General features: G+C 44.6%; 29 protein-coding genes. 10 read left to right on the top strand and 19 right to left on the bottom strand.

The window, feature by feature from the left end:
• Positions 1 to 2 precede the first annotated feature (2 nt).
• Positions 3 to 998 carry a glycosyltransferase 52 family protein gene (locus GXP65_RS16540; RefSeq protein WP_162093291.1) on the top strand — a complete coding sequence of 332 codons (996 nt, stop codon included), beginning with the start codon at positions 3 to 5 and terminating at the stop codon, positions 996 to 998.
• Here GXP65_RS16540 and GXP65_RS16535 read toward each other — a convergent pair.
• From GXP65_RS16535 to GXP65_RS16515, 5 genes are all read right to left on the bottom strand, one after another.
• A complete protein-coding gene (locus GXP65_RS16535) occupies positions 993 to 1,691 on the bottom strand; it encodes an acylneuraminate cytidylyltransferase family protein (RefSeq protein ID WP_009707930.1) in 699 nt (232 codons plus the stop codon). The genes GXP65_RS16540 and GXP65_RS16535 overlap by 6 nt on opposite strands.
• Before the next feature lie 67 nt (positions 1,692 to 1,758).
• Positions 1,759 to 2,226: a serine acetyltransferase gene (locus GXP65_RS16530; RefSeq protein ID WP_053316638.1), complete on the bottom strand. Its 468-nt coding sequence runs from the start codon at positions 2,224 to 2,226 to the stop codon at positions 1,759 to 1,761.
• A gap of 1 nt (position 2,227) precedes the next feature.
• On the bottom strand, positions 2,228 to 2,953 hold the full coding sequence (locus GXP65_RS16525; protein ID WP_162093290.1) for a glycosyltransferase family 25 protein: 726 nt from the start codon (positions 2,951 to 2,953) through the stop codon (positions 2,228 to 2,230).
• Between the two features lie 3 nt (positions 2,954 to 2,956).
• Complete coding sequence (locus tag GXP65_RS16520; RefSeq protein ID WP_162093289.1) at positions 2,957 to 3,673, bottom strand: 3-deoxy-D-manno-octulosonic acid kinase; 717 nt, start codon at positions 3,671 to 3,673, stop codon at positions 2,957 to 2,959.
• A 27-nt stretch (positions 3,674 to 3,700) separates the two neighbouring features.
• Positions 3,701 to 4,105, bottom strand: a complete 405-nt coding sequence (locus tag GXP65_RS16515) for a diacylglycerol kinase (RefSeq protein WP_020195869.1) — start codon at positions 4,103 to 4,105, stop codon at positions 3,701 to 3,703.
• Positions 4,106 to 4,208: 103 nt separating this feature from the next.
• On the opposite strand from GXP65_RS16515, the gene GXP65_RS16510 reads away from it, so the two are divergent.
• From GXP65_RS16510 to GXP65_RS16490, 5 genes are read left to right on the top strand one after another with little or no spacing between them, the layout of a single operon-like run.
• Entirely contained in the window at positions 4,209 to 5,264 is a 1,056-nt protein-coding gene (locus GXP65_RS16510; protein ID WP_162093288.1) for a glycosyltransferase family 9 protein, read from the top strand.
• 38 nt (positions 5,265 to 5,302) lie between these two features.
• The gene (locus GXP65_RS16505; RefSeq protein ID WP_162093287.1) at positions 5,303 to 6,085 is read left to right on the top strand and encodes a glycosyltransferase family 2 protein; all 783 of its coding nucleotides are present in this window, start codon (positions 5,303 to 5,305) and stop codon (positions 6,083 to 6,085) included.
• A 1-nt stretch (position 6,086) separates the two neighbouring features.
• Positions 6,087 to 7,118, top strand: coding sequence for a glycosyltransferase family 4 protein (locus GXP65_RS16500; RefSeq protein WP_162093286.1), 1,032 nt, complete (start codon positions 6,087 to 6,089; stop codon positions 7,116 to 7,118).
• The gene (coaD, locus tag GXP65_RS16495; protein ID WP_162093285.1) at positions 7,115 to 7,594 is read left to right on the top strand and encodes a pantetheine-phosphate adenylyltransferase; all 480 of its coding nucleotides are present in this window, start codon (positions 7,115 to 7,117) and stop codon (positions 7,592 to 7,594) included. The genes GXP65_RS16500 and coaD overlap by 4 nt, the downstream gene beginning before the upstream one ends.
• A complete protein-coding gene (locus GXP65_RS16490) occupies positions 7,591 to 8,517 on the top strand; it encodes a glycosyl transferase family 90 (RefSeq protein WP_162093284.1) in 927 nt (308 codons plus the stop codon). The genes coaD and GXP65_RS16490 overlap by 4 nt, the downstream gene beginning before the upstream one ends.
• A 23-nt stretch (positions 8,518 to 8,540) precedes the next feature.
• On the opposite strand, the gene mutM is transcribed toward GXP65_RS16490, so the two are convergent.
• The 6 genes from mutM to GXP65_RS16460 all read right to left on the bottom strand — a co-directional run bounded on the left by mutM (position 8,541) and on the right by GXP65_RS16460 (position 13,325).
• A complete protein-coding gene (mutM, locus tag GXP65_RS16485; protein WP_162093283.1) occupies positions 8,541 to 9,350 on the bottom strand; it encodes a bifunctional DNA-formamidopyrimidine glycosylase/DNA-(apurinic or apyrimidinic site) lyase in 810 nt (269 codons plus the stop codon).
• 134 nt (positions 9,351 to 9,484) lie between these two features.
• Positions 9,485 to 9,961, bottom strand: coding sequence for a hypothetical protein (locus tag GXP65_RS16480; RefSeq protein WP_005434400.1), 477 nt, complete (start codon positions 9,959 to 9,961; stop codon positions 9,485 to 9,487).
• A 177-nt stretch (positions 9,962 to 10,138) separates the two neighbouring features.
• On the bottom strand, positions 10,139 to 10,309 hold the full coding sequence (gene rpmG, locus GXP65_RS16475; protein ID WP_004410866.1) for a 50S ribosomal protein L33: 171 nt from the start codon (positions 10,307 to 10,309) through the stop codon (positions 10,139 to 10,141).
• Between the two features lie 13 nt (positions 10,310 to 10,322).
• Positions 10,323 to 10,559, bottom strand: a complete 237-nt coding sequence (rpmB, locus tag GXP65_RS16470; protein WP_005384783.1) for a 50S ribosomal protein L28 — start codon at positions 10,557 to 10,559, stop codon at positions 10,323 to 10,325.
• Positions 10,560 to 10,862: 303 nt separating this feature from the next.
• Positions 10,863 to 11,537: a DNA repair protein RadC gene (gene radC, locus GXP65_RS16465; protein WP_162093282.1), complete on the bottom strand. Its 675-nt coding sequence runs from the start codon at positions 11,535 to 11,537 to the stop codon at positions 10,863 to 10,865.
• A 114-nt stretch (positions 11,538 to 11,651) separates the two neighbouring features.
• Entirely contained in the window at positions 11,652 to 13,325 is a 1,674-nt protein-coding gene (locus tag GXP65_RS16460; protein WP_162093281.1) for a methyl-accepting chemotaxis protein, read from the bottom strand.
• Positions 13,326 to 13,532: 207 nt separating this feature from the next.
• Between GXP65_RS16460 and coaBC the strand changes: the two genes are divergently transcribed.
• The 3 genes from coaBC (at position 13,533) to GXP65_RS16445 (ending at position 16,439) form a co-directional block, all read left to right on the top strand.
• Positions 13,533 to 14,732, top strand: a complete 1,200-nt coding sequence (coaBC, locus tag GXP65_RS16455) for a bifunctional phosphopantothenoylcysteine decarboxylase/phosphopantothenate--cysteine ligase CoaBC (protein WP_162093280.1) — start codon at positions 13,533 to 13,535, stop codon at positions 14,730 to 14,732.
• Positions 14,733 to 14,892: 160 nt separating this feature from the next.
• The gene (gene slmA, locus GXP65_RS16450; RefSeq protein WP_005434407.1) at positions 14,893 to 15,483 is read left to right on the top strand and encodes a nucleoid occlusion factor SlmA; all 591 of its coding nucleotides are present in this window, start codon (positions 14,893 to 14,895) and stop codon (positions 15,481 to 15,483) included.
• A 5-nt stretch (positions 15,484 to 15,488) separates the two neighbouring features.
• Positions 15,489 to 16,439, top strand: coding sequence for a Kdo(2)-lipid IV(A) acyltransferase (locus GXP65_RS16445; RefSeq protein ID WP_162093279.1), 951 nt, complete (start codon positions 15,489 to 15,491; stop codon positions 16,437 to 16,439).
• Between the two features lie 70 nt (positions 16,440 to 16,509).
• Here GXP65_RS16445 and pyrE read toward each other — a convergent pair whose 3' ends face one another.
• Positions 16,510 to 17,151 carry an orotate phosphoribosyltransferase gene (gene pyrE, locus GXP65_RS16440; protein ID WP_162093278.1) on the bottom strand — a complete coding sequence of 214 codons (642 nt, stop codon included), beginning with the start codon at positions 17,149 to 17,151 and terminating at the stop codon, positions 16,510 to 16,512.
• A 104-nt stretch (positions 17,152 to 17,255) separates the two neighbouring features.
• Entirely contained in the window at positions 17,256 to 17,972 is a 717-nt protein-coding gene (rph, locus tag GXP65_RS16435) for a ribonuclease PH (protein ID WP_005535312.1), read from the bottom strand.
• Between the two features lie 174 nt (positions 17,973 to 18,146).
• On the opposite strand from rph, the gene GXP65_RS16430 reads away from it, so the two are divergent.
• Positions 18,147 to 19,013: a YicC/YloC family endoribonuclease gene (locus GXP65_RS16430; RefSeq protein WP_005535311.1), complete on the top strand. Its 867-nt coding sequence runs from the start codon at positions 18,147 to 18,149 to the stop codon at positions 19,011 to 19,013.
• 66 nt (positions 19,014 to 19,079) lie between these two features.
• On the opposite strand, the gene GXP65_RS16425 is transcribed toward GXP65_RS16430, so the two are convergent.
• The 6 genes from GXP65_RS16425 to GXP65_RS16400 form a co-directional block, all read right to left on the bottom strand.
• Positions 19,080 to 20,033 carry a DMT family transporter gene (locus GXP65_RS16425; RefSeq protein WP_162093277.1) on the bottom strand — a complete coding sequence of 318 codons (954 nt, stop codon included), beginning with the start codon at positions 20,031 to 20,033 and terminating at the stop codon, positions 19,080 to 19,082.
• Between the two features lie 199 nt (positions 20,034 to 20,232).
• On the bottom strand, positions 20,233 to 20,604 hold the full coding sequence (locus GXP65_RS16420) for a hypothetical protein (protein WP_162093323.1): 372 nt from the start codon (positions 20,602 to 20,604) through the stop codon (positions 20,233 to 20,235).
• Between the two features lie 167 nt (positions 20,605 to 20,771).
• On the bottom strand, positions 20,772 to 21,197 hold the full coding sequence (locus GXP65_RS16415) for a phosphate-starvation-inducible PsiE family protein (protein ID WP_005430195.1): 426 nt from the start codon (positions 21,195 to 21,197) through the stop codon (positions 20,772 to 20,774).
• Positions 21,198 to 21,360: 163 nt separating this feature from the next.
• A complete protein-coding gene (locus tag GXP65_RS16410) occupies positions 21,361 to 22,200 on the bottom strand; it encodes an ABC transporter ATP-binding protein (protein ID WP_005529144.1) in 840 nt (279 codons plus the stop codon).
• A gap of 36 nt (positions 22,201 to 22,236) precedes the next feature.
• On the bottom strand, positions 22,237 to 23,094 hold the full coding sequence (locus GXP65_RS16405) for an ABC transporter ATP-binding protein (protein ID WP_005430191.1): 858 nt from the start codon (positions 23,092 to 23,094) through the stop codon (positions 22,237 to 22,239).
• A 9-nt stretch (positions 23,095 to 23,103) separates the two neighbouring features.
• A complete protein-coding gene (locus GXP65_RS16400) occupies positions 23,104 to 24,930 on the bottom strand; it encodes an extracellular solute-binding protein (protein ID WP_045368218.1) in 1,827 nt (608 codons plus the stop codon).
• Between the last annotated feature and the right edge of the window lie 12 nt (positions 24,931 to 24,942).

Genomic DNA, 24,942 nt, shown 5'->3' with positions numbered 1-24,942 from the left:
CTATGGATCTTTTTGTTGTTACATCACCCATGCAGTATGTTTGTGCCTTAGAGGCTAAAACATTCTTTAACAGCCAAGAAGCGATCTTACTGTTGGTAAACCAGAAAAGTACGCTTGGTTTAGAGCAACAAAACCGACTTTTTAATGCTAAAGAGTGGCAAAATATCATCACAATTGATAGGGGGAACCGTAGTGTTGCTGTCCCTAAAGCAATCAAAGAGATCAAGAAAGCCCTAAATGGGTGTTCGATACAACGTTTTTTCTATGCTGAATTTAATGCTTGGCGAACAAAACTAATACTAAAAAACCTCAATATAGAGAAACAAATCTATTTTGATGATGGTACGCTTACACTGTCGGAATACCCGAAGTATATACTGCCTAAAAAAGACTTTTACCGCCCAAGGTTCCTTCAAGATTTAGTGGTGCGCCTTAATGGATGTAAACCAATTGGTCATTTAAAACCTTCTGATAATCTAGAAGTTTTTACGATGTTCAACTTAAACCCGATAGCACATAAAGTACATAAGAATTCCTTGAGCAGATTAAAGGGGGAGTATGGCAACCCATCTCTATATAATAGAGATGCTCCAATTGGCTATATAGGACAAGGTGCTATTGGTGACAAGTATCAAAAATCGGTATCAGAATACATTGAAGAGATTGATACTCTCGCTAAGTCTAGCAATCGAAAAATTATATACTTCCCTCACCGAACAGAGCGAGATGAAGTAAAAGAGGCACTACAGGGAAAAAGCTACATTATATACCACCGTAGTGAATATCCTCTAGAAATAGAGTTAATCGATAAAGGTATTGAACTCTCTGGATTCGTAGGAACTTACTCAACAGTAATGTTTACTTGCAGACTACTATATCCAGATATGCCTATTTATACGATATCCGATGACTACCCTGATAAAGTGTTTCGAGCAGAACTAAGAAGACAGTTCAAAGCTATTAATGTAAAGAAAATTAATAGCTTTCAAGACTTATGACAATCTTCTTTTATTAAGGAAGAATTCAGCTAATTCAAAATCAAACTGTTGATCAATATCGAATGAGTCCTTGTTTTCCATGACAAAAGCAAAGGACTCACTTGTATAGCAGATCTCTTGGTATTCGAGTAATTTTTCAACATCAAATATATAAATCGCACCATTGAAGCGATAAAAGCTCCCTAAATCTTGAGAACGCTTTAGAGCTTCTGGTCGAATAAAGTTTTCCATTGAACCATTGTCTGGCAATGTATTTGACCAAAGTGGAGGATGCTCACACGGTGTCACAGATACAACAGAAAAAGCTTGTTTCTCAATAAATAGCTCTAGAGCCTGATCGATATGCTGTGAAGTACGCAAAGGCGACGTGGGTTGGAGTAAAATGACTATATCAAAATCAGTACCAAATTTTTCCAACGTGTACGTTAGGACATTCGCTGTCGATGCAGTATCAGAAGCTAAGTGCTCTGGACGAAGTTCAGGTGCAGGAATCCCTAAACCTGCAGCTACATCAGCGATCTCCTGATCATCTGTGCTTATAAATATATCATCAATATACTCACTACCTTTCGCCGCATCAATAGACCAACCAATTAATGGCTTCCCTGCAATTGGCAAGATATTCTTTCTTGGTAACCGTTTACTCCCTCCTCGAGCAGGGATAAACGCTAATACCTTTTTTCCATCAATCATTAATATGTCCTTAAGTTCAATCTACATACTTTAATTTAAGTAAAACATTACGATTCATTTTCTATGCTTAACTTTCTTTTTTATTAGTAATACTTTTATTATTGCCCACTATCGAGCTGTTATCAGCCACGTTTTTTGTGATGACCGCATTTGCTCCAACGTAACAATTCTTACCAATTGAAATCCCACCAATGATCTTTGCCCCACTGCCAATGTAAGTATTTTCTGATACGTGAGCCATCGAGTTATCGGAGTCAAAGTTGCTGCCAATCGTGACTTGTTGATAAATTCGACATCCCTTTTCCACTTTTGCTTGCGAACCGATCACAATTCCACAAGGGTGAGGAAACAAGACTGTTGGATGAATGTCGGCTAAATGGCTAACATCACAGTTGTAAACATAAAAAATACGTCTTTGAAAACGCTTGCGTATAAAACGAGAGTGTTGCGTCCCCCAAAACATTAGATCTAATTCGGCGCGAAACTTATTTGAGGGTTCAGACGTAGAAAGCCATTTTATCAATAGTTTAAGCATCCTATTTGACCTTCTTCGGTGGGTTACGAAATAAATGCCACTTACGCCAAAGAGCACACTGAATAGAGTACAACTCGCGCGTAAGTCGATTCATTTTATTACTCTTCTCGAGCTTACCGACACTAGAATCAAAATCTGTTTCATTCTTAACGATACCTGGCACTATGCCTCGGCATGCAACTTCATTTGACCAAAACTGGTCCATGTAATCATCAACGGGCAGTAGCCATTCTTGAGCAGATTCAATGAACCTTTTTGCTGCCATTGGAGTGACGAAGTAAGATCGAGTTGCGCCTGGGCCTCGTAAATACTCGACGACATCATGAGATTTATATGAACCAATTTTGACGAATGGCCGTTTGCGTCCATTAACAAATAAACGAACATAACCATATGGTTGGAGCTCGTTGATGTTTTTCATCGAATCATCAAAACATTCTTCTAGTTGAGCATCATCCTCAATGACAACAATCGGCTCATTTAACTCTAGGCACTTTTCCCAAAGCAAATAGTGACTGGCGAAGCACCCCAATTCACCTGGTGTCATTCCATAGCCTTTCACTCTAAGTCTTTTCTCAACGTTGTACTTGCTAAACAGAGGATGCTCGCCTTTACGTCCATCTATTGCATCAAAAAACTCAAAGTCTTGCTCTACACCAGCAAATTGAGCTTCGATATGCGCGCGGCGCTCAACTGCGCTTTCCAAACTAATCACAAACGTACGCATTCTCTATCCTTTATTACTTTGGTGGTAACCGCTTAGCAAACAGTCAAAATCTTGGAGGCTCCACGCAATCGCGCATTTACCTTTTTCTTTATTAAATGAGCGCAATAGTCGCTCTAAGTTCTCTTTAGAAACCTTAGTATCTGTAGATGAAAAGCACTTATCAAAGTCGATAATCCAGACCTTGTCTTGGTCATCAATTAAGATGTTATGAATATTTAAGTCAGTATGGTTCACATTAACGTTATGCATCTTGGCAATTTCTTGCCCAATCTTCTGGTACATCACTTCCGGTAATGGTTTTTCTCGCAAAATACTGACCAAATCTCTGGCATTTGGGATTCTTTCGCTGAGCAGATCCGCTTGGTAAGTCAAACCTGTTTTAACTGCTCGCGCGGCAATCGGGCGAGGAACATTAACGCCGGCATCTATCAAAATCTGCAAAAGATTTAACTCCTGAGCACTACGAGTTTGTTCCCAACCAGAAAACCAGTATTGGTCTTTCACAAGTTTGCCGAATAGACCACCTCGGCGATAATGTCGAAGGGCTGCTTGCATAGAGTCGAGTTGAACAAACCAGGTTGTTCCCCGACCAGAAGCGCTGCCCAAGATTTTACCTTGTTCTTGCCAATAGCCGGCATCAAACAATGGCAATGTTGGGTCTGAAATGATTTCATCATCAAACCAAATCGTGCAATTACCTTGTTGTGAAGTTTGAATCATATCTTTGATACTCACAGATAAAGTGATTTAGAGATACAGACTAAGCAAGATATACAGCCATGTGAATCCAGCGAACGCTAATGCCACCATAACCGCCGCTGAGCCGATATCTTTTGCTCGCCCACTCAATTCATGATGCTCGACACCCACGCGATCCACTACCGCCTCTATCGCGGAATTGATCAACTCAACAATCAGAACAAGAACGACGACACCAAGCATCAAAATTCGTTCTATGACACTCAAGTCAAAAACACAGACCAAAACGATGGCAATGGCTAGCATCACAAGCTCTTGTCTAATCGCCGCTTCATGTTTAAACGCCGCCCTTAAGCCTTTCGCAGAGTATCCCGTCGCTTTGATGATGCGCTTTAAACCAGTGTTTCCAGGTTTACCCGAATTTGGAGATTGATGTTGTTGGCTATTTGACATTGCGAAGACTCGTCAGTGCTCAGTATAGAAGCGGTGTATTTTACATTTATTGGGGATGTCTGCATAATTTACCTGCATCTATTTATCTGATCAGACAATAACTATGTTCACTTCTGCCCCTTCTTCACTCTGTATATTGCGTTTATCTGCAATTGGTGACGTTTGCAATACTATCGCGACGGTTCAAGCGATTCAAAAACAATGGCCTGAGACCCATATCACTTGGATTACTGGCAAACTTGAAGCTCAATTGCTGCAAGCGATAGATGACGTTGAGGTGATTGTTTTTGATAAAAAAGCAGGACTTGATGGCTACAAATCACTGTGGAAGCAACTCAAAGGACGCGAGTTCGATGCTTTGCTTCATATGCAATATGCCATTCGAGCGAGCGTGGCGACGTTGGGTATTAAAGCGAAATACAAACTTGGTTTCTCTTCTGACCGTAGCCAAGACTTTCAAACTTTGTTCACCAATGTCAAAGTCCCTTCACCAAGCTCTTTGCATGTTGCGGATGGTCTAATGGCGTTTGCCAATCAGATTGGAGTACCTCAATCGGAACTATCTTGGTCTTTATCTTACTCAGAAGAGGATAGTACTTGGGCTAAGGTAAAACTAGATACGGTGCAACCAAACTTGTTATTGGTTCCCGGAGCAAGTAAAGCCTACAAGAACTGGAACGCGAAGGGTTATGTGGATGTCATTAATCATGCGCGAGAGAAAGGCTGGAATGTCATACTAGCGGGCAGTCCTGCAAAGGTGGAAGTTGACCTAGCAAATGAGATTCAAGCTTTGTTGCGTGAACCTTGTTTAAACTTAGTAGGGGAAAGTTCCATCCTGCAAATGCTAGCTTTAATTGATAAGGTGCAGATGGTGATAGCACCAGATACTGGCCCAGCCCACATGGCGAGTGCAATGAACACACCGATTATTGGTTTATATGCCCATCACAATCCTATTCGAGTAGGCCCTTATCGCTTTTTAAAGTATGCCGTATCTGTATATGAAGAAGTGATTCTTGCAGAAACAGGAAAGACTAGCCAAGAATTAAGTTGGCGAACCCGAGCAAAGGATGAAGCCGCAATGAACCGTATTACAAGCGACCGTGTCGTCGCTATGTTCGACCAAGTCGTAGAAGATTTGTATCCACAATATCAGTAAAATATACCTGTAGAAGATTGTTTAAGAAGGAAACTACCTTGTCTAAACCTACCTTAGCCGTCGCGTTGATCGTTAAAAATGAAGAGAAGCATCTAAAAGCTTGTCTAGACACAGTAAAAGATTGGGTCGATGAGATTGTTCTTCTAGATTCAGGTAGTACTGACACCACTGAAGAGATCGCTAGGCAGTATACTGATAAGTTTTATACCAATTTAGAATGGCCTGGGTTTGGCAAGCAACGCCAGCTTGCTCAAGACTATGTGGAATCGGATTTCGTGCTTTGGTTGGATGCCGATGAGCGTGTTACCGATGAATTACGCGAAGACATACTCAACGCAATCAGCCAACACTGCGATAAAAATATTTATCGTGTGAACCGACTGACGACAGCCTTTGCAAAAGAGATTCGTTACTCAGGCTGGTCACCTGATTGGGTTGTACGTTTATACAAAACATCAGAAACGAAATATAACGACGCGCTCGTTCATGAAAGCGTTGTTATTCCCGATGGCTTTAAAATTGTTTCATTAAATGGTCGTTTGAAGCATTTTACTTATGAAAAGCTTGGCGAGTACACGCGAAAAACCCAACTGTACATGCAATCTTGGGCAGACCAGCGTGAAGGTAAAAAGTCAGCCTCACTTTTTAGTGCATTTACCCATGGTTTCTTCCGTTTCTTCAAAATGTATATTATTAAACGTGGCTTCTTAGATGGTCGACATGGCTTTTTACTCGCCGTACTAAGTGCAAACACAACCTTTACTCGCTATGCAGACCTATGGCTGCGTGATTACGTCAAAAAACATAATAAAGAGCAATAACATGAACATTTGCCACGTTAACTTAGCTTCTGGATACCATGGTGGCGAGAATCAGACGCTGCAGCTCATTAAGCAGCAAGTAAAGCTCGGCTATCAACTGACTGTTGTTGCAAATCCTAAGAGCCCTTTCGTCAATGCGGTAAAAGCATTAGGCGTTAAAGTGGTATTAGCGAACCACTTTACCAAAGCACACTCAAAATCTATCACTAAGGATTGTGCTCTGATCCATGTACATGAAGGACGTGCCATTTATTGGGCTCTGATCCAACATATGCTCTACGGCAAGCCATATATTGTCACTCGCCGAATCGACAACACATTGAAAAAGAAATGGTTGGCAAACTTAGCCTATTCGAAAGCCTCCGCTGTGGTAGGTTTAAGTACTGAAATAGTTCAGAGAGTGAAAGACGCTTACCCAACTTCAGTAACCTACAAGATCCCAAGTTCACCGGTGACATACCCTGCTAACGCTGAAACGGTACAAGCGATTAAAGACCGCTTCTCTGGTAAATTTATAGTGATACATGGAGCAAACATGCTGAAACATAAAGGCTTCAATGTCACTGTCGACGCGGCAAGGCTATTAGAAAAGTCCGCACCCTTTATCCATTTTTGTTTGCTAGGTGATGGCTCAGAGAAGCAGGCACTTGAGTCACAAGCAAAAGGCCTAACTAACATCAGTTTCGAGGGTAAACAAAGCAATATGGGCGATTGGTTTACTGCGGCAGATTTGCAGGTTCATCCTTCTTACACAGAGGGACTGGGCTCTGTCATTTTGGAAGGTATGGGCTCTGGTTTACCTGTTATAGGTACTAATGCAGGTGGGATCCCTGACATTATCGACCACAACTCAAACGGCTTACTTGTTGAACCAGGTAATGCACAAGATCTGGCGAATGCAATAATGAAGATCGCTCAAGATGAAAAGCTTCAACAAGAATTCATCGCCAATGGGCAAGAGAAACTGAAGTTATTTGATATCAACTACACTGCTAACCAATACGTAGATGTTTACGAGAAAGTTTTACGATGAAAAAAGTCATTTACCCAGGAACGTTTGACCCAATCACTAACGGTCACCTAGATATCATTACGCGTGCCGCAAACATGTTTGATCAAATTATTATAGGTGTCGCAGCAAGCCCTTCAAAACAAACACTGTTTAGCCTAGAAGAACGAGTAAAACTTGTTGAAGAATCAACAGCGCACTTAAGTAATGTATCAACCGCTGGTTTTAGTGGCTTACTGGTTGATTTTGCTCGTGAGCAAGAAGCAAATGTGCTGGTGCGCGGCCTCAGAACAACTGTCGACTTTGAATACGAATTTGGCCTGACGAGCATGTACCGCAAACTATTACCAGGTGTTGAGAGCGTGTTCCTGACACCAGCAGAAGAGTATGCTTTTCTCTCCTCTACCATCGTCCGTGAAGTAGCAATCCATGGCGGTGATGTCGAGCAGTTTGTGCCAAAATGTGTTCATACAGCTATCAAAACAAAGGTAGCCAAATGAGCTTCACTAAATTCAAATACTATTCCAGCAACTCATTAATATCGCTCATTCCCGCCTCGCTTTTTCGACTGTATGCCAAAAGAAAGCTAAAGGCATACGACGAGAATGAGCAAAGTGACATTCAAGCTAGAGTCAAATATTACAACAAGATCATAGAGCAATTTGAAGTAGGCAATAAAGGAACTAAAGTCGGTAGTTTTAAGAAAACTAGTGGGACAACATATTACTTCGATTTACTCAAAGTCATTAAAGGCTTTCCGTCAAACTTCGCTTTTCATTACCTCAACGGTGATGTTCGACACGTCCCAGATGAGCCGACATTTGTGAAAAGTCGCCCCATTAGCGACGATAATGGCAATTCAGTAATATTAAAATTAAATGCAATTCGACACTTTTACTTTGTTCGCGATAAATTGTCATTTGAAGCAAAGAAAAATATGGTGGCTTGGCGTGGTGTAGGATTCCAACCACGTAGACAGGTTGTGTTACAGAAATTTCATGATCATCCAATGTGCAATATTGGCCAGACTCGACCTTTAGATGGAAACCCATGGGAGAAAGAGTTTATGTCAATAGAAGAGCAACTTACTTACAAGTTCCTTTTGGCCATTGAAGGAAATGACGTTGCCACCAACCTTAAATGGGCAATGTCTTCAAATTCACTAGTGCTCATGTCGAAGCCAACTTGCGAAACTTGGTTTATGGAGGGTCGCCTCGAAGCGGGCATTCATTATGTTGAAGTTGCGGATGACTACTCTGATTTAATTGAGAAAATGGAGTACTACATCGCTCATCCAGAAGAAGCTGAAAGCATCATCAAAAACGCTCACGCATGGGTTGGTCAGTTCCGAGATCAAAAACGCGAGCGTTTAATTTCATTGTTAGTTGCAAAAAAGTACTTCGAGAAATCAGGACAAATGTAATCTTGTCCTTCCTCTATTAAGCTTTACCTCTGACATTCCCCGCAGAAGAAGGTATTACGTTGGCCTATCTTTTGTTCTTGGAGAGCTTCGCCGCATTCTGGACATGGCTCTCCGGCTTTTCCGTAAACTAATAACTCTTGTGCGAAGTAACCCGGTTTGCCATCTGCTTGGGCAAAATCTTTCAGTGTGGTTCCGCCTTGCTGGATGGCGATCTCTAGCGTAGCTTTGATGTTCTCTACCAACAATTGCCACTCTTTCTTGGTTAGTTTTCCTGCAGGGCGAGTGGGATGAATACGTGATTTAAACAATGATTCGTTGGCGTAGATATTTCCGACTCCGACGACGATTTTGTTGTCCATGATGAACTGCTTAATCGCAACGCGCTTACCTTTGGCTTTCTCTGCTACGTAGTCCGCGTTGAACTCTTCAGTTAATGGCTCTGGTCCCATATGACCTAAAACTGCATGTGGCTCATTGGGCGCACTCCACAGCCATGCGCCAAAACGACGTGGATCGTTGTAGCGCAACACTTTGCCATTGCTCAATTTGAGATCCACATGATCGTGCTTTGCTGGAGGAAAATCAGCATCTAACACACGCAGTGAACCCGACATGCCTAAGTGAACAATCGCAGTTCCTTCGTCCGTTTCTATCAACAGATACTTAGCGCGGCGACTGATATTCCGAATTACCTGCCCTTCTAGCTTTTTAAGCTCTTGCGGGATATCCCAACGCAGTTTCGGGGCTCTAAATACAAATGCCTTGATCGTTTGGCCAATCATATGTGGGCTGATGCCCATTCGGCTTACTTCAACTTCAGGTAATTCAGGCATTTGATTCTCCTTACAACACTAAGAACTTTGATACTGGGTGGCTAGCATAATCGAAAAAAGCTAAGACAAATACTGGTGACGCAAAGGGTTATTGCCCATAACGTCACTTGGTATCAAGCTAGTTAGCTATTAAATTACTTGGGCATTATGTAGTTACCATCGACAGAAATCGCAATCCATTTCCCTTGCCAGTTTTTAAACAACCAAAAATCGTCAAGGCGATAGAAAGTCACTCGTTGTGGCTCCTCAAGCCCTTGATACCAAATTTCGATGCTTTCCGGTGATGATAAACGCGGCTTTAACTGCTCGTATTGCTCTGGTGTCAGCTCAGTACCTTCCAATGACTGCCAACGAGTCACAAGCTCTTGTACGGGAATATTGGCTTTAATGTTCGATTGCCATTGGCCATTCTGCTTATCTAATTCCCAACCTGCATAGTAGATAGCACTGACGTCATGATCGGAGCGCAGCAAGTTTGGATAAGGATCCGCGGGTTCTTCAATAAGGTAAGATTTGATCCATGTTGGTGCATTGAGGATCAGCATAAATACGATGATGCCTAGGATAAGAATGTTGTTCCAACGGCGGCGGCGAGCCGGACTTACACGCATAGTGGTTCCTAATCTCAAGTAGTTAGAAACAAACTATCAAAGCTCATCAATCTTGACTAGAACATCTGTATGTAAACGTGGTGAGGATGGAAATGAAGGAGAGATGGAGGAATTTTAGGTAATAAAAAACCCAACTCGAAAGTTGGGTTTTTCAAATCGTCAAAGAGACAAAACCAATTATTTGATTTTAGCTTCTTTGTACATAACGTGCTGGCGTACAACTGGATCAAATTTCTTGATCTCAAATTTGCCTGGCATGTTACGCTTGTTCTTATCAGTTGTGTAGAAGTGGCCTGTACCTGCTGAAGATACTAGACGGATTTTCTCACGAACGCCTTTCTTTGCCATTGCCTATTTCCTCTTAAACGTTTTCGCCACGTGCACGCATATCAGCAAGAACAGTATCAATACCCTTCTTGTCGATGATACGCATACCTTTTGCAGATAGGCGTAGTTTAACAAAACGTTTTTCGCTCTCTACCCAGAAACGATGAGTTTGTAGGTTCGGCAGAAAACGACGCTTAGTAGCATTTCGTGCGTGTGAACGGTTGTTACCCGTTACTGGACGCTTACCAGTTACTTGGCATACTCGTGACATGAATGTCTTCTCCAAAATCGTTTCAGCTCGATATCAACCTTGGTGGCCGAACCTCTCTATTTCTTGGAAAGAAGTTAGAGGTTAAGAACCGCTATGGAAAATCCATACAAGGCTATCAAAGGTCGCGCATTATACTAACTTGATATGCATTGCTCAAGACCCGAACAGATCCTTTTTACAGGTTTTCGTGATCTTTTTTTAGACAGCAGGTTTTTTCTAGCAGTCCAAGCTGAATTCAGTTAAAAATTTAGTGGCGAGGATGATAGCAGATTTTTAGCAACTAACAACCTAAAAAACGCACAGTTATATCCAACCTCTTTCGGCAAAAGAGACGCTTTCCCCATCTCCGATAACGAAATGGTCCAAAATTCGAATATCTACTAGGCCCAAAGCGTCGATTAAACGCCGGGTAATCCTTCTGTCTGCTTGGCTCGGCTCCGCCACACCTGACGGGTGGTTGTGGGCCAGAATCAATGCAGCAGCGTTGTGATGTAAGGCGCGTTTAACCACTTCTCTTGGGTAAACCGATGCAGCATCGAGTGTACCTTCGAATAAAATCTCATCTTTTATCACCCGATGTTGGTTATCTAAGAAAAGAATGTAAAAAGCCTCTCTTTGACGGTCTCTTAATATAGAAGAAAGATAAAGTTTGGTTTGTTCAGGGCTGGTTAACGCGTCACCACGTTTTAATGTCTCGGCTAAATAACGTTGCGTCATTTCCAAAACGGCTTGTAACTGGACGTATTTCGCTTGCCCCAACCCTTTATGTTGGCAAAACTCTTTCTCTGAGGCAGAAAACAACTGGCGAAGCGATCCAAAGTCTTGGATCAGAAAGTCGGCTAATTCGATGACGTTCATGCCTTGCGTTCCAGTGCGTAGGAAAATAGCGAGTAATTCGGCATCCGACAACGCTTGTGGTCCGCGTTGTAGCAATTTCTCTCTTGGCATGGACTCGTTGGGCAAGGTTTTCAATGTCATTAGGCGGTTCTCTCTTATAAGTGAGCGCCTATTGCACAAAATAAAAAGCGAAAGTCGAACCTGACTTTCGCTTTTTTCGTTGACCACTACTTTTCTATGTAACCGAGCGATCCATCAAAGCTTGAAGTTTCCAACCAGATCGTGAATTTCAGATCCTGACTGCGACAACTGAGTACTGATGCCTTCCGCGTGCTGAAGCGTGTCATTAATACGATTCACGATTTGTTGAATCGCCACTAGATTCTGGTTGATGTCCTCAGCAACCGCACTTTGCTCTTCAGCCGCAGAAGCGGTTTGGATACCCATATCTCGAATTGTACCAATAGAATGATGCACGCCAGACAGCGATTGCTGAATCATAGAGGACTCTTCAACCGTCTTCGCTCCACGCTCTTGGCTCGCCGCCATGGTAGTGACCGCTCTTGATACGCCCGTTTGTAGCTGCTTGAGCATATCGCCAATTTCATGAGTACTGTTCTGCGTTCGACTTGCTAACGAGCGAACCTCATCAGCTACCACCGCAAAACCACGACCTTGTTCACCGGCACGCGCAGCTTCTATCGCTGCATTCAATGCGAGTAAGTTGGTCTGCTCGGCAATTTCTCCAATCACATCGAGCACCTTGGTAATTTGCTCGGTTTGTTGACTCAGTTCTGCAATCGCCTCAGAGGTACTGTTCACTTCATCGACTAACTTGCTAATGCCATCAATCGCTTGATCGACTTCGCGCTGCGCTTCGGTCACTTGTCCGTTCGCATCATCAATCGCCTGCGCCGTTGCATTGGTATTACTCGCGACTTCTTTTGCCGTCATACTCATTTGCGTTACGGCCGTCACCACCTTATCGGTTTCCAGACAATGGTTTTGCATTTGAGCACTGGCTTGAGAGGTTTGCTGATCCAATTGTCCAGAGACGCTTTGTACTGTATCGGCAGAACGTTGGATGTCCTGCATAAGCGGATGCAGCTTATCCATGAACTCATTAAATGCCGAGGCCACCTCACCGACTTCATCTTTACTTTCGATTTTCAAACGAGCCGTCAAGTCACCGCCACCCGCAGCCACATCTTGTAAGGACGCCGCAATGTGCTGTAGTGGTTGGATACCTTTAGAAACGATAATACTGGTAAGCACGCTAGTGATAATAAGACCAATGACCGAGATGGTTACCGCAGAGAGCGTATGTTCATTCAACTCTTGTGTGCGCAGTTCACGCTGCATCGCCACTTGCTGATCAGTATCATCAATATAGATGCCCGTACCCAGCACCCAGTCCCACTTAGCCAAGTACTCGGCATAACCTAATTTTGGAGCTTGCGCATCGATGGTTGGTTTATGCCAAGAGAAATAAAGGAAGCCATCGCCGTTCTTAGATGCATCAATCAGCCCGCCAATCACTGCTACGCCATTTTCATCTTTCAAACCGATAAGGTTTTTACCTTCTAGAGACGGCTTAATCGCATGCAGCGTGTTGACCCCTTTCGAATCATAAGCGAAGAAATAACCGTCACTTTCAAAACGCATGGCTTTGAGAATTTCTTTTGCTGCTTGTTTGTTATTGCCGTTTACGTCCGTATCGTAAAGCGGCTTTACCGCTGTAACACCCATCATCATGTAGGCTTGCAGCTCTTTTTTGCGTGTATCAATTAACTCTTGTCTATCTCGAGCTAACTCTGCTTCTAAGCTATTACTGCCGTTGATGTAATAGACCACCGAGATCAATGTGGTGATCAACAACAAAGGGATCAGAGTCACCAGCAGCAATTTACTTCGACTTTTCAGCACCATCTTATTCCACTACCTCATTATTGTTATTTTTCCCCTCCTATCTTGCAGAGCGGGCAAAGATTGTCTGTGAAGTAAGCAAAAGTTTTATATAAGGCTCAGCAATTAATATTCTGTAGTTTGATATGGATTAGCTTCTCATCAGATTTGCTTGGGCGATGAGAGATTCAGTTGTGCTAAACTCGTCGCCAGAAAAATTGGAGATCTCACATGCAAACACTAGCAGGAAAGAAAATTCTACTCGGCATCAGTGGCGGTATTGCCGCGTATAAATGTGCGGAGCTAACCCGTCGCCTAATAGAAAGAGGCGCGCAAGTTCAAGTAGTGATGACCAAAGCGGCGAAGGAGTTCATTACTCCCTTAACTATGCAGGCAGTCTCTGGGCGTCCGGTGTCGGACAGCTTGTTAGACCCAGCAGCAGAAGCGTCGATGGGTCACATTGAACTGGCAAAATGGGCAGATTTGGTTCTTCTTGCACCTGCAACCGCAGATTTGATTGCACGTATGTCGGCAGGCATGGGTAATGATTTGCTCACCACGTTAGTACTTGCGACAGATTCACCAGTAGCGGTATCTCCGGCGATGAATCAACAGATGTACCGCAATGTCGCAACTCAAGAAAACATCGCGACACTGGCACGCCGTGGTATGCACATCTGGGGCCCTGCGGCCGGTGAGCAAGCATGTGGCGATGTTGGCCCTGGTCGAATGCTAGAGCCAATGCAGTTAGTGCATCTGTGTGAGCAGTTCTTCCAACCGAAACTATTGGCAGGAAAATCAGTATTGATCACCGCAGGTCCAACTCGTGAAGCGATTGACCCAGTGCGTTACATTTCTAACCACAGCTCAGGAAAGATGGGCTTTGCACTAGCAAACGCAGCAGCGCAACTAGGTGCGAAAGTCACGCTAGTCAGTGGGCCTGTCAGCTTGAATACGCCAGCGGGTGTTGAGCGTATCAATGTTGCGAGTGCACAAGAGATGCATGATGCTGTAATGGCTCACGCGCCTAGCCACGATGCTTTCATTAGCTGCGCCGCCGTAGCTGATTACCGTCCAGAAAATGTGGCGTCTCAAAAGTTGAAAAAGACCGAAAACAACGATCAGATGACCATCAACATGGTCAAGAATCCTGATATCGTAGCGACCGTCGCCAATATGACTGAGCAACGTCCATTCACAGTTGGTTTTGCAGCTGAGACCAACGACGTAGAAACCTACGCTCGCGGTAAATTGGTAAAGAAAAACCTCGATATGATTTGTGCGAACGATGTTTCTGTTGAAGGCCAAGGTTTTAACAGTAACGACAACGCCATCACTTTATTCTGGCCACAAGGCGAGCAGGCGTTGGCACTAGAATCCAAAGAAGCGCTAAGTTTCAGAATTTTGGAAAAAATGCACGAATTGATGTAATTGCCATTCGCTTTTCATAGAAAACTGGCACAAATTTGGTACAAACATGACAAGTGAGGGTGTTAAAGCTCCCATTACCTCCTCACTGGTCTAGTTTGATGCCAAAGAGCGTCTTATAATCCCCTCCGCTCAACTTTGTATTTTGAAAGGAAGTAACTAAATGGCCGGCAGTAAAAAATCCAATCGTCGTGAAGAAATCTTGCAAGCTCTCGCGCAGATGCTTGAATCTACAGAAGGCGCTTCACGCATTACTACGGCAAAATTGGCGAAACAGGTCGGTGTTTCAGAAGCGGCACTTTACCGCCACTTCCCAAGTAAAGCTCGCATGTTTGAAGGCTTGATTGAGTTCATCGAAGAAGCGCTCATGACACGCATCAACCGCATTTTGGATGATGAGAAAGACACACTAGAGCGTATTCGCATGGTCATGCACCTTATTCTGGCATTCTCAGAACGTAACCCAGGTTTGACACGCATTCTTTCTGGCCATGCTCTAATGTTTGAAAATGAGCGCCTACGCGATCGCATCAACCAACTGTTTGAACGTATCGAAACACAGCTTCGTCAGATCCTTCGTGAACGTAAGATCCGTGAAGGCAAATCGTTCCCAGTGGAAGAGCGCATTTTGGCAGCTCAAATCCTAGGACAAGTTGAAGGCAGCTTGAACCGCTTTGTTCGTAGTGATTTCAAATACCAACCAACCGCGAACTTTGACGAGTATTGGGCACTTCTTAGCGCACAAATTAAGTAGAGATTATGAGTAAAGACAAATTCACTAAGCCGGAGTTTTCTCTTTCCCTTCTCCACCCTCGTAACTGGGGCGTTTGGCTCGGCTTTGGCTTTTTGGCTATCGTGGTCAATATCCTTCCATATCGCATGCTACTATCGTTAGGTCGCACGCTTGGCCATCTTGGTATGCGTTACGGCAAAGGTCGCGTCCATGTTGCGACACGTAACCTTGAGTTAGCTTTTCCAGATAAAACGCCTGAAGAGATCCAACACATCGTTGAAGAGAACTTCAAGAACACCGGTATGGCGCTGATCGAAACCGGTATCACTTGGTTCTGGCCAACGTGGCGTTTCAAAACTCTGATTGTTGAGAAAGACCTAGGCGCGCTGCATGAGAGAAATGCAGAAGGCAAAGGCGTATTGCTGTGCTGCGTGCACGCACTCAATCTTGAAATCACGGCGCGTGCCTTTGCAGTACTTGGCGTGGCGGGTTACGGCGCATTTCGTCCACACAATAACCCTGCATACAACTTCATTCAGTATTGGGGTCGCACACATAACGGCAACAAGCTGATTGATCGTAAAGACGTTAAGCAGATGATTCGTGTTCTACGTAGCGGTGAGCGTTTGTTCTACTTACCGGACCACGATTACGGCCGTAACAAGTCGGTATTCGTGCCTTTCTTCGCAGTTGAAGACGCTTGTACTACAACTGGCACCAGCATTCTGGCTTACACGTCTAAGTGCTCGATTATTCCGGGCTCAGGCTTCCGTAATGAAGACGGCAAGTACGAAATCATCGCTGATAAGTGCATTGAAGCCGACTACCCGAAAAAAGACGAAGTTGCGGCAGCGGCTTACATGAACACTTTTGTGGAAGAAGTGATTCTACGCGCACCAGAGCAGTGGATGTGGCTACACAAACGCTACAAGACCATGGCTGATGAAAGTGCGCCAAAAGGCATTCGCTACAAGTAAGTGATAAAGATAAAAGAAAGGGGCTGATGGATATCCACCAGCCCCTTTTTCTTTAATGATGAAAGAACAATTAAATGCCGTATTCCGCGCGGTACGCTTTTACTGCTTCTAGGTGCTCTTTGTCTGTACCTTTCTCTTCAAGGAAAGTCACAAGGTCACTCAGGCTTACGATTGAGATGATTGCACAACCAAAGTCACGCTCCACTTCTTGAATCGCAGACAGCTCACCTTTGCCTTTTTCTTGGCGGTCAATCGCAACTAACACACCAGCAAGGTCTGCACCATTTGCTTGGATGATTTCCATTGATTCACGAATCGCGGTACCTGCTGTGATTACATCATCTACTAGCATGATACGACCTTCAAGCGCCGAGCCTACAAGGTTTCCACCTTCGCCGTGGTCTTTTGCTTCTTTACGGTTGAAGCAGTAAGGTGTGTCGATATCGTGGTGGTCCGCTAGCGCTACTGCTGTTGTCGTCGCGATTGGGATACCTTTGTACGCAGGGCCAAACAGTACATCAAACTCAATGCCTGAATCTGCAAGTGCTGCTGCGTAAAAACGACCAAGACGCGCTAGGTCACGACCAGTATTGAAAAGACCAGCGTTAAAGAAGTACGGGCTTTTACGGCCAGATTTCAAAGTAAACTCACCAAACTTAAGAACTTCTTTCTCAAGTGCAAACTCAATAAATTCACGCTGGTATGCTTTCATTATTTTCTCTCTATGTCCTTGGTTTCTTGTGTCTCTTCTCGACAATCATTCATTTCTCTATTGTCGAGGTAAAAAAATAGCCCCCATAATGGGAGCTATCTAAATCAATTGGCTAACGCCGCCTTCTGCGCTGCGACAATTTCCGTAATGCCGATTTTCGCCGACTCTAACAGAGCCATCAGCTGCTCATGACTGAACGGTTCACCTTCTGCGGTGCCCTGAATTTCAATCATCTTGCCTTCTTCTGTCATTACAACGTTCATGTCTGTGTCTGCCGCTGAATCTTCAACGTACTCAAGGTCACACAGAACATCATCACCTAACAAACCAACAGAAACTGCCGCTACGTGGCCTTTCATTGGGTTTGCTTTTAGCTTGCCGCTATCCACTAGGTGTTGGAACGCGTCTGCCATTGCAACGCTTGCGCCGCTGATAGATGCAGTGCGAGTGCCGCCGTCTGCTTGGATAACATCACAGTCAACTGTGATCATAAACTCACCCATCGCTTGTAGATCAACTACAGCGCGTAGGCTACGAGCGATCAAGCGTTGGATTTCCATAGTACGACCGCCTTGCTTACCGTTCGCTGCTTCACGACGAGTACGCGAGTGAGTCGCACGAGGTAGCATGCCGTATTCAGCCGTTACCCAGCCTTTACCTTGACCTTTTAGCCAACGAGGCACAGATTCTTCAACGGTCGCATTACACAACACTTTGGTGTTACCAAATTCAACTAACACTGAGCCTTCAGCGTAAGCTGTGTAGTTACGAGTAATTTTGATTGGGCGAACTTGATCCGCCTTGCGATCGTTTGGACGCATGGGCATCTACCTTAAGTAATGAGGAGAAGACGATTTGGTTGGGCGCAGATTATAACGGAATCGATTAAATAAAGCTATCTGGACAATCTCGGCTCAGAATAGCAAAGCCACTGCCATCTTGCTGTGCTACTATTGCGGGGTAATTTTCAGCAAATTAGAAGACAGGAAAATTCAATGATTTACAGTATGACAGCGTACGCGCGTAAAGAAGTGAAAGGCGATTGGGGCAGCGCAGTGTGGGAAATCCGCAGTGTAAACCAACGCTACCTAGAAACTTACTTCCGTATGCCAGAGCAGTTCCGTGCTCTTGAACCAGTACTGCGTGAGCGTTTTCGCAAGCGCCTAGCACGCGGCAAAGTAGAATGTAGCCTGCGTTTTGAAGCTAACCCAGCAGCAAAAGCGGAGCTAAGCATCAATGAAGCACTGGCAAACCAAGTGATCAAAGCCGCTGAGCAAGTGATGCACATGACTGGCGAGCTAAGCCGCATCAACCCATTCCAAGTAATGCAATGGCCAGGTGTGATGGAAACGCCAGAGCAGAACATGGATGAGGTTAACAAAGAACTGCTTGCTGCTTTTGACGAAGCAATCAGCGAGTTCATCGACGCGCGTGGTCGTGAAGGCGACAACATGAAAGCCCTTATCGAGCAACGCCTAGAAGCGATCACATCAGAAGTTGTGAAAGTGCGCGCACGCATGCCAGAAATCCTCGAGTGGCAACGTGAGCGTCTGTTCTCGAAGTTTGAAGATGCGAAAGTAGAGCTAGACCCATCTCGCGTTGAGCAAGAGCTTATCCTTCTGGCACAGAAATCAGACGTAGCAGAAGAGCTAGATCGTCTTGATTCTCACGTGAAAGAAACCACAAACATCCTGAAGAAAGGTGGCGCAGTTGGCCGTCGTCTAGATTTCATGATGCAAGAGTTCAACCGTGAGTCGAACACGCTAGCGTCAAAATCGATCAGCACAGACATCACCGCATCAGGTGTTGAACTGAAAGTTCTGATTGAGCAAATGCGTGAACAAATTCAGAACATCGAATAACAGACCTTTCGATTTATCTTCTAAAGCCCTGCATTGCAGGGCTTTTTTAATAAACTTTAGTCTGTGTTAGGCATTGAGATTCTTCATACAATGCTCACATAGCACCGGCTTTGGCTCTGCAGATTTAAGGCGAAAGCGCTGCCAGAAAGCAGGCTCGGCTTTCGTTACAAAAATACCCCCGAGTAATGGCAGCAGCAGGGCAAGAGAAACCAACGACAAACTGTTACCCGCAATCCATGTTGAAAGGCTAAGCGCAATCAACGGGAAAAACAGAAAACAGATCGAGGCAGTAAATGGCGTCGACACCTGTCCAAGTTTAAAGTACGCCACAATGCCACCGACGCTAGCAAACATACCGAGATAAATCACAGCAGTAATCGAATCCATCGAGAACTGAGAAATGTCTGGCCGTTCAACAAGCAGTGAGGTGATAAAGAGCAACGCTGAGGCAACAAAGCTTGGAAAGGCGTTGTAAGTCAGCACTGGAATGCCTTTACAGAACTTTTCAACAAACACATACATCACCGCATGAATCGAGACCGCGCCGCCTAAAGCGAGAAAGCCCAGTAGATAATCCTCGCCACCTAAACTCATCTCTTTAGCCAGAATCAAAACCAAGCTCAGAACCGCCACCAAAAGACCAGCAATCTGAGATTTACGTAACCTAAGCCCAAGGAACAGGCTTGATGTCACCATCACCGCAATGGGCATATTGGCGAAGATGATCGAGGCAAGGCCTGATGAAATATATTGTTCACCAAAAATCATCAAGGTAAACGGAATCGCGAAATAGAAAATCGCGACCACAAACATCCAGAACACTTTCCCTTTCGGGAAGAACAAAGGTTGTTTGAGGTGTTTCGCCAACATGATTAATAGCGGCGCAGCGATCAGGAAGCGCAGACCGGTAGCAAAGATGGGCGGAATAGTTTGCACCGCCACTTCCATCGCAAACCACGTGGTGCCCCAAATCAAACACACAGACACAAATAAGATGATTGGTAAATGCTTATGCGTCATGACGACCTCCCGATTTTCCGTTGGTAACAAGGTGTGGCAGGCGCGCAGCAAGATGCTCGGTACGAGCAATTAGATTGGTTTTCATTTTTTCATTCCCATCACAGGATGGTGCAAATAGGGAGCTATTTACACGCGTAACAAATTCGCACGGCATTACGTGCAGTAAAATTGTTGGCAGCGAAATGCTGCGAGATAGGAATTAAGCTATCGGAGGACGATAGTGAGAGTGCATGTCTGCACTGGTATAGAGCGCGATTTTGCTTATCGCCAGTTCATCTCTGTAAGGTGCTTCATAAGATCTTGGCTGAGTTTCAACAACAGCCGTCCCCGATGCGTGACCATGAGAACAACACTGCTTTTCAAAGCATGTTCCGCCAGGTTCACAACAACCCGGTTCGTCCTGTTTAGCTGAACCAAAGGTTAAATCACAGTAGCTAATATGCAGAGACTCAGCCGTCGTGATGTGGCTCACTGTTGATGATATTTCTGCACGAGCGATACCGCTTGAAAGCGCAAATGCAATCAAGACACTCAACAGAAAATAAATTGTCGATGTGCTTTTCGCCAACATCACAATATCTCATCAGAACAGGTAAAAAGGTTATTGTGAAGATACTCATCAATTAGACAAGAAACAAGATGGCTTGAGATGACTTTACACTTTTTTACCCCAATGCCATTAGGATGTGATTCCCCTTCACACAAAAAATTAAGCCTCGCACTAAGCGAGGCTTAACATCATTCGTCTTTTTCGGCGGTTTGATTATCGATATACGGCCAATAATGGTGACCAACTCGAATAACCAAGGTTGCAGCCGCCAGAATAAATGCCGCTAAAGATAACCACACGATCATTACTGAATCGAGCTCTTTCATACCTAAGGTGATATAGCGAGCAATCGCCATCATGGCAATGTAGATCGGGTATCGAACCGGTATTTTACCGTTCATCACAAACTGCCCGACCATGGCCAGCACTTCCAGATAGATGAACATCAATAAGATGTCATCAAGTGACACGCGCTTTTGCACATATATATGGACAAACTCTTCAACCATCGCCCACACCGTCGCCATCGTGATGGCAACCAAAAGCACGGCTTCAAGCAGGTGAAACAGCTTCAGAAATGGACGACTGAATGATTTAGGTAAATGCGACGGCATAGTCAACTATCCAAACAAATCAAAGGAATAAGCTTGCAGTGTAGCACGCTCTTTTAAAGAAGCTGAAGACGCGTCCCCCCTCCAGTTATAAAAATACGCTCATAATAAAAACGCTCCAACTAAGTGGAGCGTTTTCGATGATGATTTTACTCGGCGGATGGCATTACGCCACTTGCTGCTTTTTTTCTGCTAAGCGCTTTTTCTTGCGATACTTCGGATGAGTAATTGGGATCGCAGAGAGGAGCTTCTTGGTGTAGTCATTTTGAGGGTTCGCGTAGATTTCTTTCGCGTTACCCGCTTCGACTACCTTACCAAAATACATCACCGCCACTTTGTCAGAGACATGCTTCACGACAGACAAATCATGAGAGATAAAGATAATTGCTAAATTCATCTCTTGTTGCAGTTGAAGCAGTAAATTTAGGATTTGCGCCTGAACCGATACGTCCAGTGCCGACACCGATTCATCACAAATCAGCAACTTAGGCTTAAGTGCAATCGCACGTGCGATACCAATACGCTGACGCTGACCACCGGAAAACTCATGCGGATAGCGGTTCACTGCAGTTTCTGGCAAGCCAACTTTAACCAGTAGCTCTTTCACCCACTGCTTACGCTCTGCAGAAGTACCGATATTGTGAATCACGTACGGCTCTTCGAGAATCATGCCAATGGTATGACGTTGGTTGAGTGATTCCATTGGGTCTTGAAAGACAATCTGCATGTCTTTACGCAATGAACGCATTTCTTTGACAGAAAACTTGGTTATGTCTTTACCTTCAAAGAAAATCTTGCCTTCCGTTGGCTCGTACAACTTGAGAATCGTGCGACCAAGGGTACTCTTACCACAACCAGACTCACCTACTAGGCCAAGGGTTTCCCCCTCACCTACTGATAGCGACACACCATCCACCGCTTTGATGGTGTAGCCTTTCTTAAACAGTCCTTTACCAGATACAAAGTGCTGCTTAAGATTTTCAATTCTTAATACTTCTTTGGCCATAACATCCTCTTTTATGACTTGTTCACTTTGCACCAGTTAGCTAGCAAACATGCTGGCATCGATCGGTTTAATGTCGATCATTTGCTTAGGCTCGTTATCTAAGCTTGGCATCAAGCCCATCAAACGCTCAGTGTATGGGTGTTGCGGATTGTCAAATAGCTCGAAAATCTCCGCCTTTTCAACAATACGACCACCGTACATCACCGCCACGTCATCACACACTTCAGCAACTACACCAAGATCGTGGGTAATGAAGATCATCGCCATGCCCGTTTCTTCTTGCAGCTCGTTCATTAGTTCAAGAATAGACGCCTGTACCGTTACATCCAGTGCAGTGGTTGGCTCATCACAGATCAGAATGTCGGGTTTACACGCCAACGCCATGGCGATCATCACACGCTGACGCATGCCGCCAGACAGATTGTGTGGATACTCATTCAAGCGCTTTTCTGGCATTGGGATTTTCACTTTCGCCAACATTTCAATGGCGTAAGCTTCACGTTCTTTCTTATCCAACTCAGGACGGTGTAGCTCTAGCACCTCACAAAGCTGACGACCAATAGAGTGCACTGGGTTAAGCGCCGTCATTGGATCCTGGAAGATGATTGAAATGCGATCACCGCGCATGGCATACATTTCTTCTGCCGGCAGTGTCACCAAGTTTGTACCGCGGTAATCAACCTCACCATTGACGATATTACCGTAAGGTTTCGGCAGCAAACCCATGATGGACATGGAGGTCACACTCTTACCACTGCCCGATTCGCCTACAAGGCCAAGGGTACGCCCGGCGCGAACATCAAAATTCACGCCATGCAGTACTTTCACTGGGCCGTCATCAGTAGTGAATTCGACTTCTAGGTCTTTAACACTCAGGATTACATCGTTTTCCATAACACATCCTTACAGCTTATACGTGTCATCAACGACAACAACCGGTTCAAAGGTTTTACCCGACTTCATCGCCTTTTGGGTTTGTTTCTTAGCGTCCTTATCAATCCAGTAAGTACCATCGCCAATAATGCCACCACTGAACAACGCTTCTGTCATTCGGTTCATTGGCTTCTCTGGTAGTTTCAACCAGCTCCAGTGGCCGTAACGAACGTATGGCACCATATAACCCGGAACAATCACGTGCGCGTCAATGATATCGCGTTGGATTTCATGACCCAATTGGATCTTCTTATCCATGTCCATATTGAAACGGTACTCGATGATTTTCTCATCTAGCTCTGGTGTGCTGTAGTTTGTGAACGAGTTAGTTTGTGGCTTATTGGCATTTACTGAGTGGAAGTACTCCCAATATGTTGGGATCTCAGACGTACCCATATCTAAAAACGCTAAATCGTGCTTTTTCTCGCGTACATATTTGAACATCGATGAGCCATCGATCAATTTAAGTTCAATATCCAAACCAGCTAACTTGGCTTGCTCACGCACAAAGGCAATTCGTGGCGTATGAACAGGTGTCGCGTAGGTCAACTCAAAGCTCAAACGCTGGCCTTTGTCATTGACACGGATACCATCGGAACCAATCTTATCGAAACCAGCTGCTGCAAATGCTTCAGCCGCTTTTTCTGGGTCAAACTTTGGTGCTTTCGCATCTGGTAGTGTGTATTTACCGTGGCCATAGCCTGTTGGGTTTGGCTTACGGCTGTAATCACCGCGCATGATGTTTTCGATCATGCCATCAAAATCGATCGCGTATGTAATACCCTTACGTATGTTTAAATCATCCAATAATGGCATTGCGGTGTTCATCCAAACGCCACCAGCGCCAACAGGGTATTGGTTGTAACCCCAAAACTTCTGAATGTAACCTTTTTGATAAGGTGCGGTATTGGACTTGTCATGCCATAAACTTGGTAGCACAAGGCCAAACGCATCTAAACTGCCTTTCTCAAAGTGCTTCTTGGCGATGTCGTTATCACGAATAACCGTGATGCGAATCTTGTCTACGTTATAGCGGTTCTCGTAGTACTTATTGGTGTAACCCCACCAGTCCTCACCGACGTGCTTAAAGGTTACGCTTTTACCTTTTTTGATATCGTCTAGGTAGTAAGCACTGGTCGTAGGCTCGCTCTTGAAATTGTAATAGCGGACAAAGTTGTCGTGAATACCATCACCGTTCTCATCTTTCTTTGGATTCGCATAGAAATGAGCAGGACGAGGACGCAGCGCCCCCATTCTTAACAACAACTCTTCGGGATTAAGTTCTTTCGCTGCCTTCACGGCGAACGTATGATCATCAAACTTAATCACATCAGCGACAGTTTTGTTGTAGTAGTCGTTATACCAAGGCTCAAGAATGTCTTTCGAACGATAGAACTTAAGCATGAAAACAAAATCGTCTGCCGTGACTGGTTTGCCATCGGACCATTTCGCTTCTGGGTTCAGTTTGAAATAAACCGTCTTATTATCACCGGCTAGTGCCCACTCATTGGCCAGTTCAGGGATAAATTCTAGGGTGTCTGGGTGGCGAACCACCAACCCTGGCGTCTCGTCCAAGATGAACGAACGCAAACCAGAGTTCGCATCCGGGCCGACGCTACGTAGTGTCTGCGGAAAGCTCGACATGTAAGTACGATAAGTACCACCACGTTTCGCTTCAGGCGAGCCATATTGCGGCTCATCCCAGTTTGTTTGCCAGTTTAAGTCAGTCGGTAGCGTTGCTGACATCGCACCAAAACTTAGGGCGCTCAGCGTGGACGCTAAAAATAATTTTTTCATAAAACTTCCCTT

Source organism: Vibrio sp. LB10LO1 (genome assembly GCF_010092875.1).
GTDB lineage: Bacteria > Pseudomonadota > Gammaproteobacteria > Enterobacterales > Vibrionaceae > Vibrio > Vibrio campbellii.
This window is presented reverse-complemented; position numbering and strand designations above follow the sequence as displayed.

What these genes read in the sequence shown, in the direction of transcription:
- GXP65_RS16540 (WP_162093291.1), top strand. Translation starts at nt 3, where the DNA reads ATGGATCTTTTTGTTGTTACATCACCCATGCAGTATGTTTGTGCCTTA.
- GXP65_RS16535 (WP_009707930.1), bottom strand. Translation starts at nt 1,691, where the DNA reads ATGATTGATGGAAAAAAGGTATTAGCGTTTATCCCTGCTCGAGGAGGG.
- GXP65_RS16530 (WP_053316638.1), bottom strand. Translation starts at nt 2,226, where the DNA reads ATGCTTAAACTATTGATAAAATGGCTTTCTACGTCTGAACCCTCAAAT.
- GXP65_RS16525 (WP_162093290.1), bottom strand. Translation starts at nt 2,953, where the DNA reads ATGCGTACGTTTGTGATTAGTTTGGAAAGCGCAGTTGAGCGCCGCGCG.
- GXP65_RS16520 (WP_162093289.1), bottom strand. Translation starts at nt 3,673, where the DNA reads ATGATTCAAACTTCACAACAAGGTAATTGCACGATTTGGTTTGATGAT.
- GXP65_RS16515 (WP_020195869.1), bottom strand. Translation starts at nt 4,105, where the DNA reads ATGTCAAATAGCCAACAACATCAATCTCCAAATTCGGGTAAACCTGGA.
- GXP65_RS16510 (WP_162093288.1), top strand. Translation starts at nt 4,209, where the DNA reads ATGTTCACTTCTGCCCCTTCTTCACTCTGTATATTGCGTTTATCTGCA.
- GXP65_RS16500 (WP_162093286.1), top strand. Translation starts at nt 6,087, where the DNA reads ATGAACATTTGCCACGTTAACTTAGCTTCTGGATACCATGGTGGCGAG.
- coaD (WP_162093285.1), top strand. Translation starts at nt 7,115, where the DNA reads ATGAAAAAAGTCATTTACCCAGGAACGTTTGACCCAATCACTAACGGT.
- GXP65_RS16490 (WP_162093284.1), top strand. Translation starts at nt 7,591, where the DNA reads ATGAGCTTCACTAAATTCAAATACTATTCCAGCAACTCATTAATATCG.
- mutM (WP_162093283.1), bottom strand. Translation starts at nt 9,350, where the DNA reads ATGCCTGAATTACCTGAAGTTGAAGTAAGCCGAATGGGCATCAGCCCA.
- GXP65_RS16480 (WP_005434400.1), bottom strand. Translation starts at nt 9,961, where the DNA reads ATGCGTGTAAGTCCGGCTCGCCGCCGCCGTTGGAACAACATTCTTATC.
- rpmG (WP_004410866.1), bottom strand. Translation starts at nt 10,309, where the DNA reads ATGGCAAAGAAAGGCGTTCGTGAGAAAATCCGTCTAGTATCTTCAGCA.
- rpmB (WP_005384783.1), bottom strand. Translation starts at nt 10,559, where the DNA reads ATGTCACGAGTATGCCAAGTAACTGGTAAGCGTCCAGTAACGGGTAAC.
- radC (WP_162093282.1), bottom strand. Translation starts at nt 11,537, where the DNA reads ATGACATTGAAAACCTTGCCCAACGAGTCCATGCCAAGAGAGAAATTG.
- GXP65_RS16460 (WP_162093281.1), bottom strand. Translation starts at nt 13,325, where the DNA reads ATGGTGCTGAAAAGTCGAAGTAAATTGCTGCTGGTGACTCTGATCCCT.
- coaBC (WP_162093280.1), top strand. Translation starts at nt 13,533, where the DNA reads ATGCAAACACTAGCAGGAAAGAAAATTCTACTCGGCATCAGTGGCGGT.
- slmA (WP_005434407.1), top strand. Translation starts at nt 14,893, where the DNA reads ATGGCCGGCAGTAAAAAATCCAATCGTCGTGAAGAAATCTTGCAAGCT.
- GXP65_RS16445 (WP_162093279.1), top strand. Translation starts at nt 15,489, where the DNA reads ATGAGTAAAGACAAATTCACTAAGCCGGAGTTTTCTCTTTCCCTTCTC.
- pyrE (WP_162093278.1), bottom strand. Translation starts at nt 17,151, where the DNA reads ATGAAAGCATACCAGCGTGAATTTATTGAGTTTGCACTTGAGAAAGAA.
- rph (WP_005535312.1), bottom strand. Translation starts at nt 17,972, where the DNA reads ATGCGTCCAAACGATCGCAAGGCGGATCAAGTTCGCCCAATCAAAATT.
- GXP65_RS16430 (WP_005535311.1), top strand. Translation starts at nt 18,147, where the DNA reads ATGATTTACAGTATGACAGCGTACGCGCGTAAAGAAGTGAAAGGCGAT.
- GXP65_RS16425 (WP_162093277.1), bottom strand. Translation starts at nt 20,033, where the DNA reads ATGACGCATAAGCATTTACCAATCATCTTATTTGTGTCTGTGTGTTTG.
- GXP65_RS16420 (WP_162093323.1), bottom strand. Translation starts at nt 20,604, where the DNA reads ATGTTGGCGAAAAGCACATCGACAATTTATTTTCTGTTGAGTGTCTTG.
- GXP65_RS16415 (WP_005430195.1), bottom strand. Translation starts at nt 21,197, where the DNA reads ATGCCGTCGCATTTACCTAAATCATTCAGTCGTCCATTTCTGAAGCTG.
- GXP65_RS16410 (WP_005529144.1), bottom strand. Translation starts at nt 22,200, where the DNA reads ATGGCCAAAGAAGTATTAAGAATTGAAAATCTTAAGCAGCACTTTGTA.
- GXP65_RS16405 (WP_005430191.1), bottom strand. Translation starts at nt 23,094, where the DNA reads ATGGAAAACGATGTAATCCTGAGTGTTAAAGACCTAGAAGTCGAATTC.
- GXP65_RS16400 (WP_045368218.1), bottom strand. Translation starts at nt 24,930, where the DNA reads ATGAAAAAATTATTTTTAGCGTCCACGCTGAGCGCCCTAAGTTTTGGT.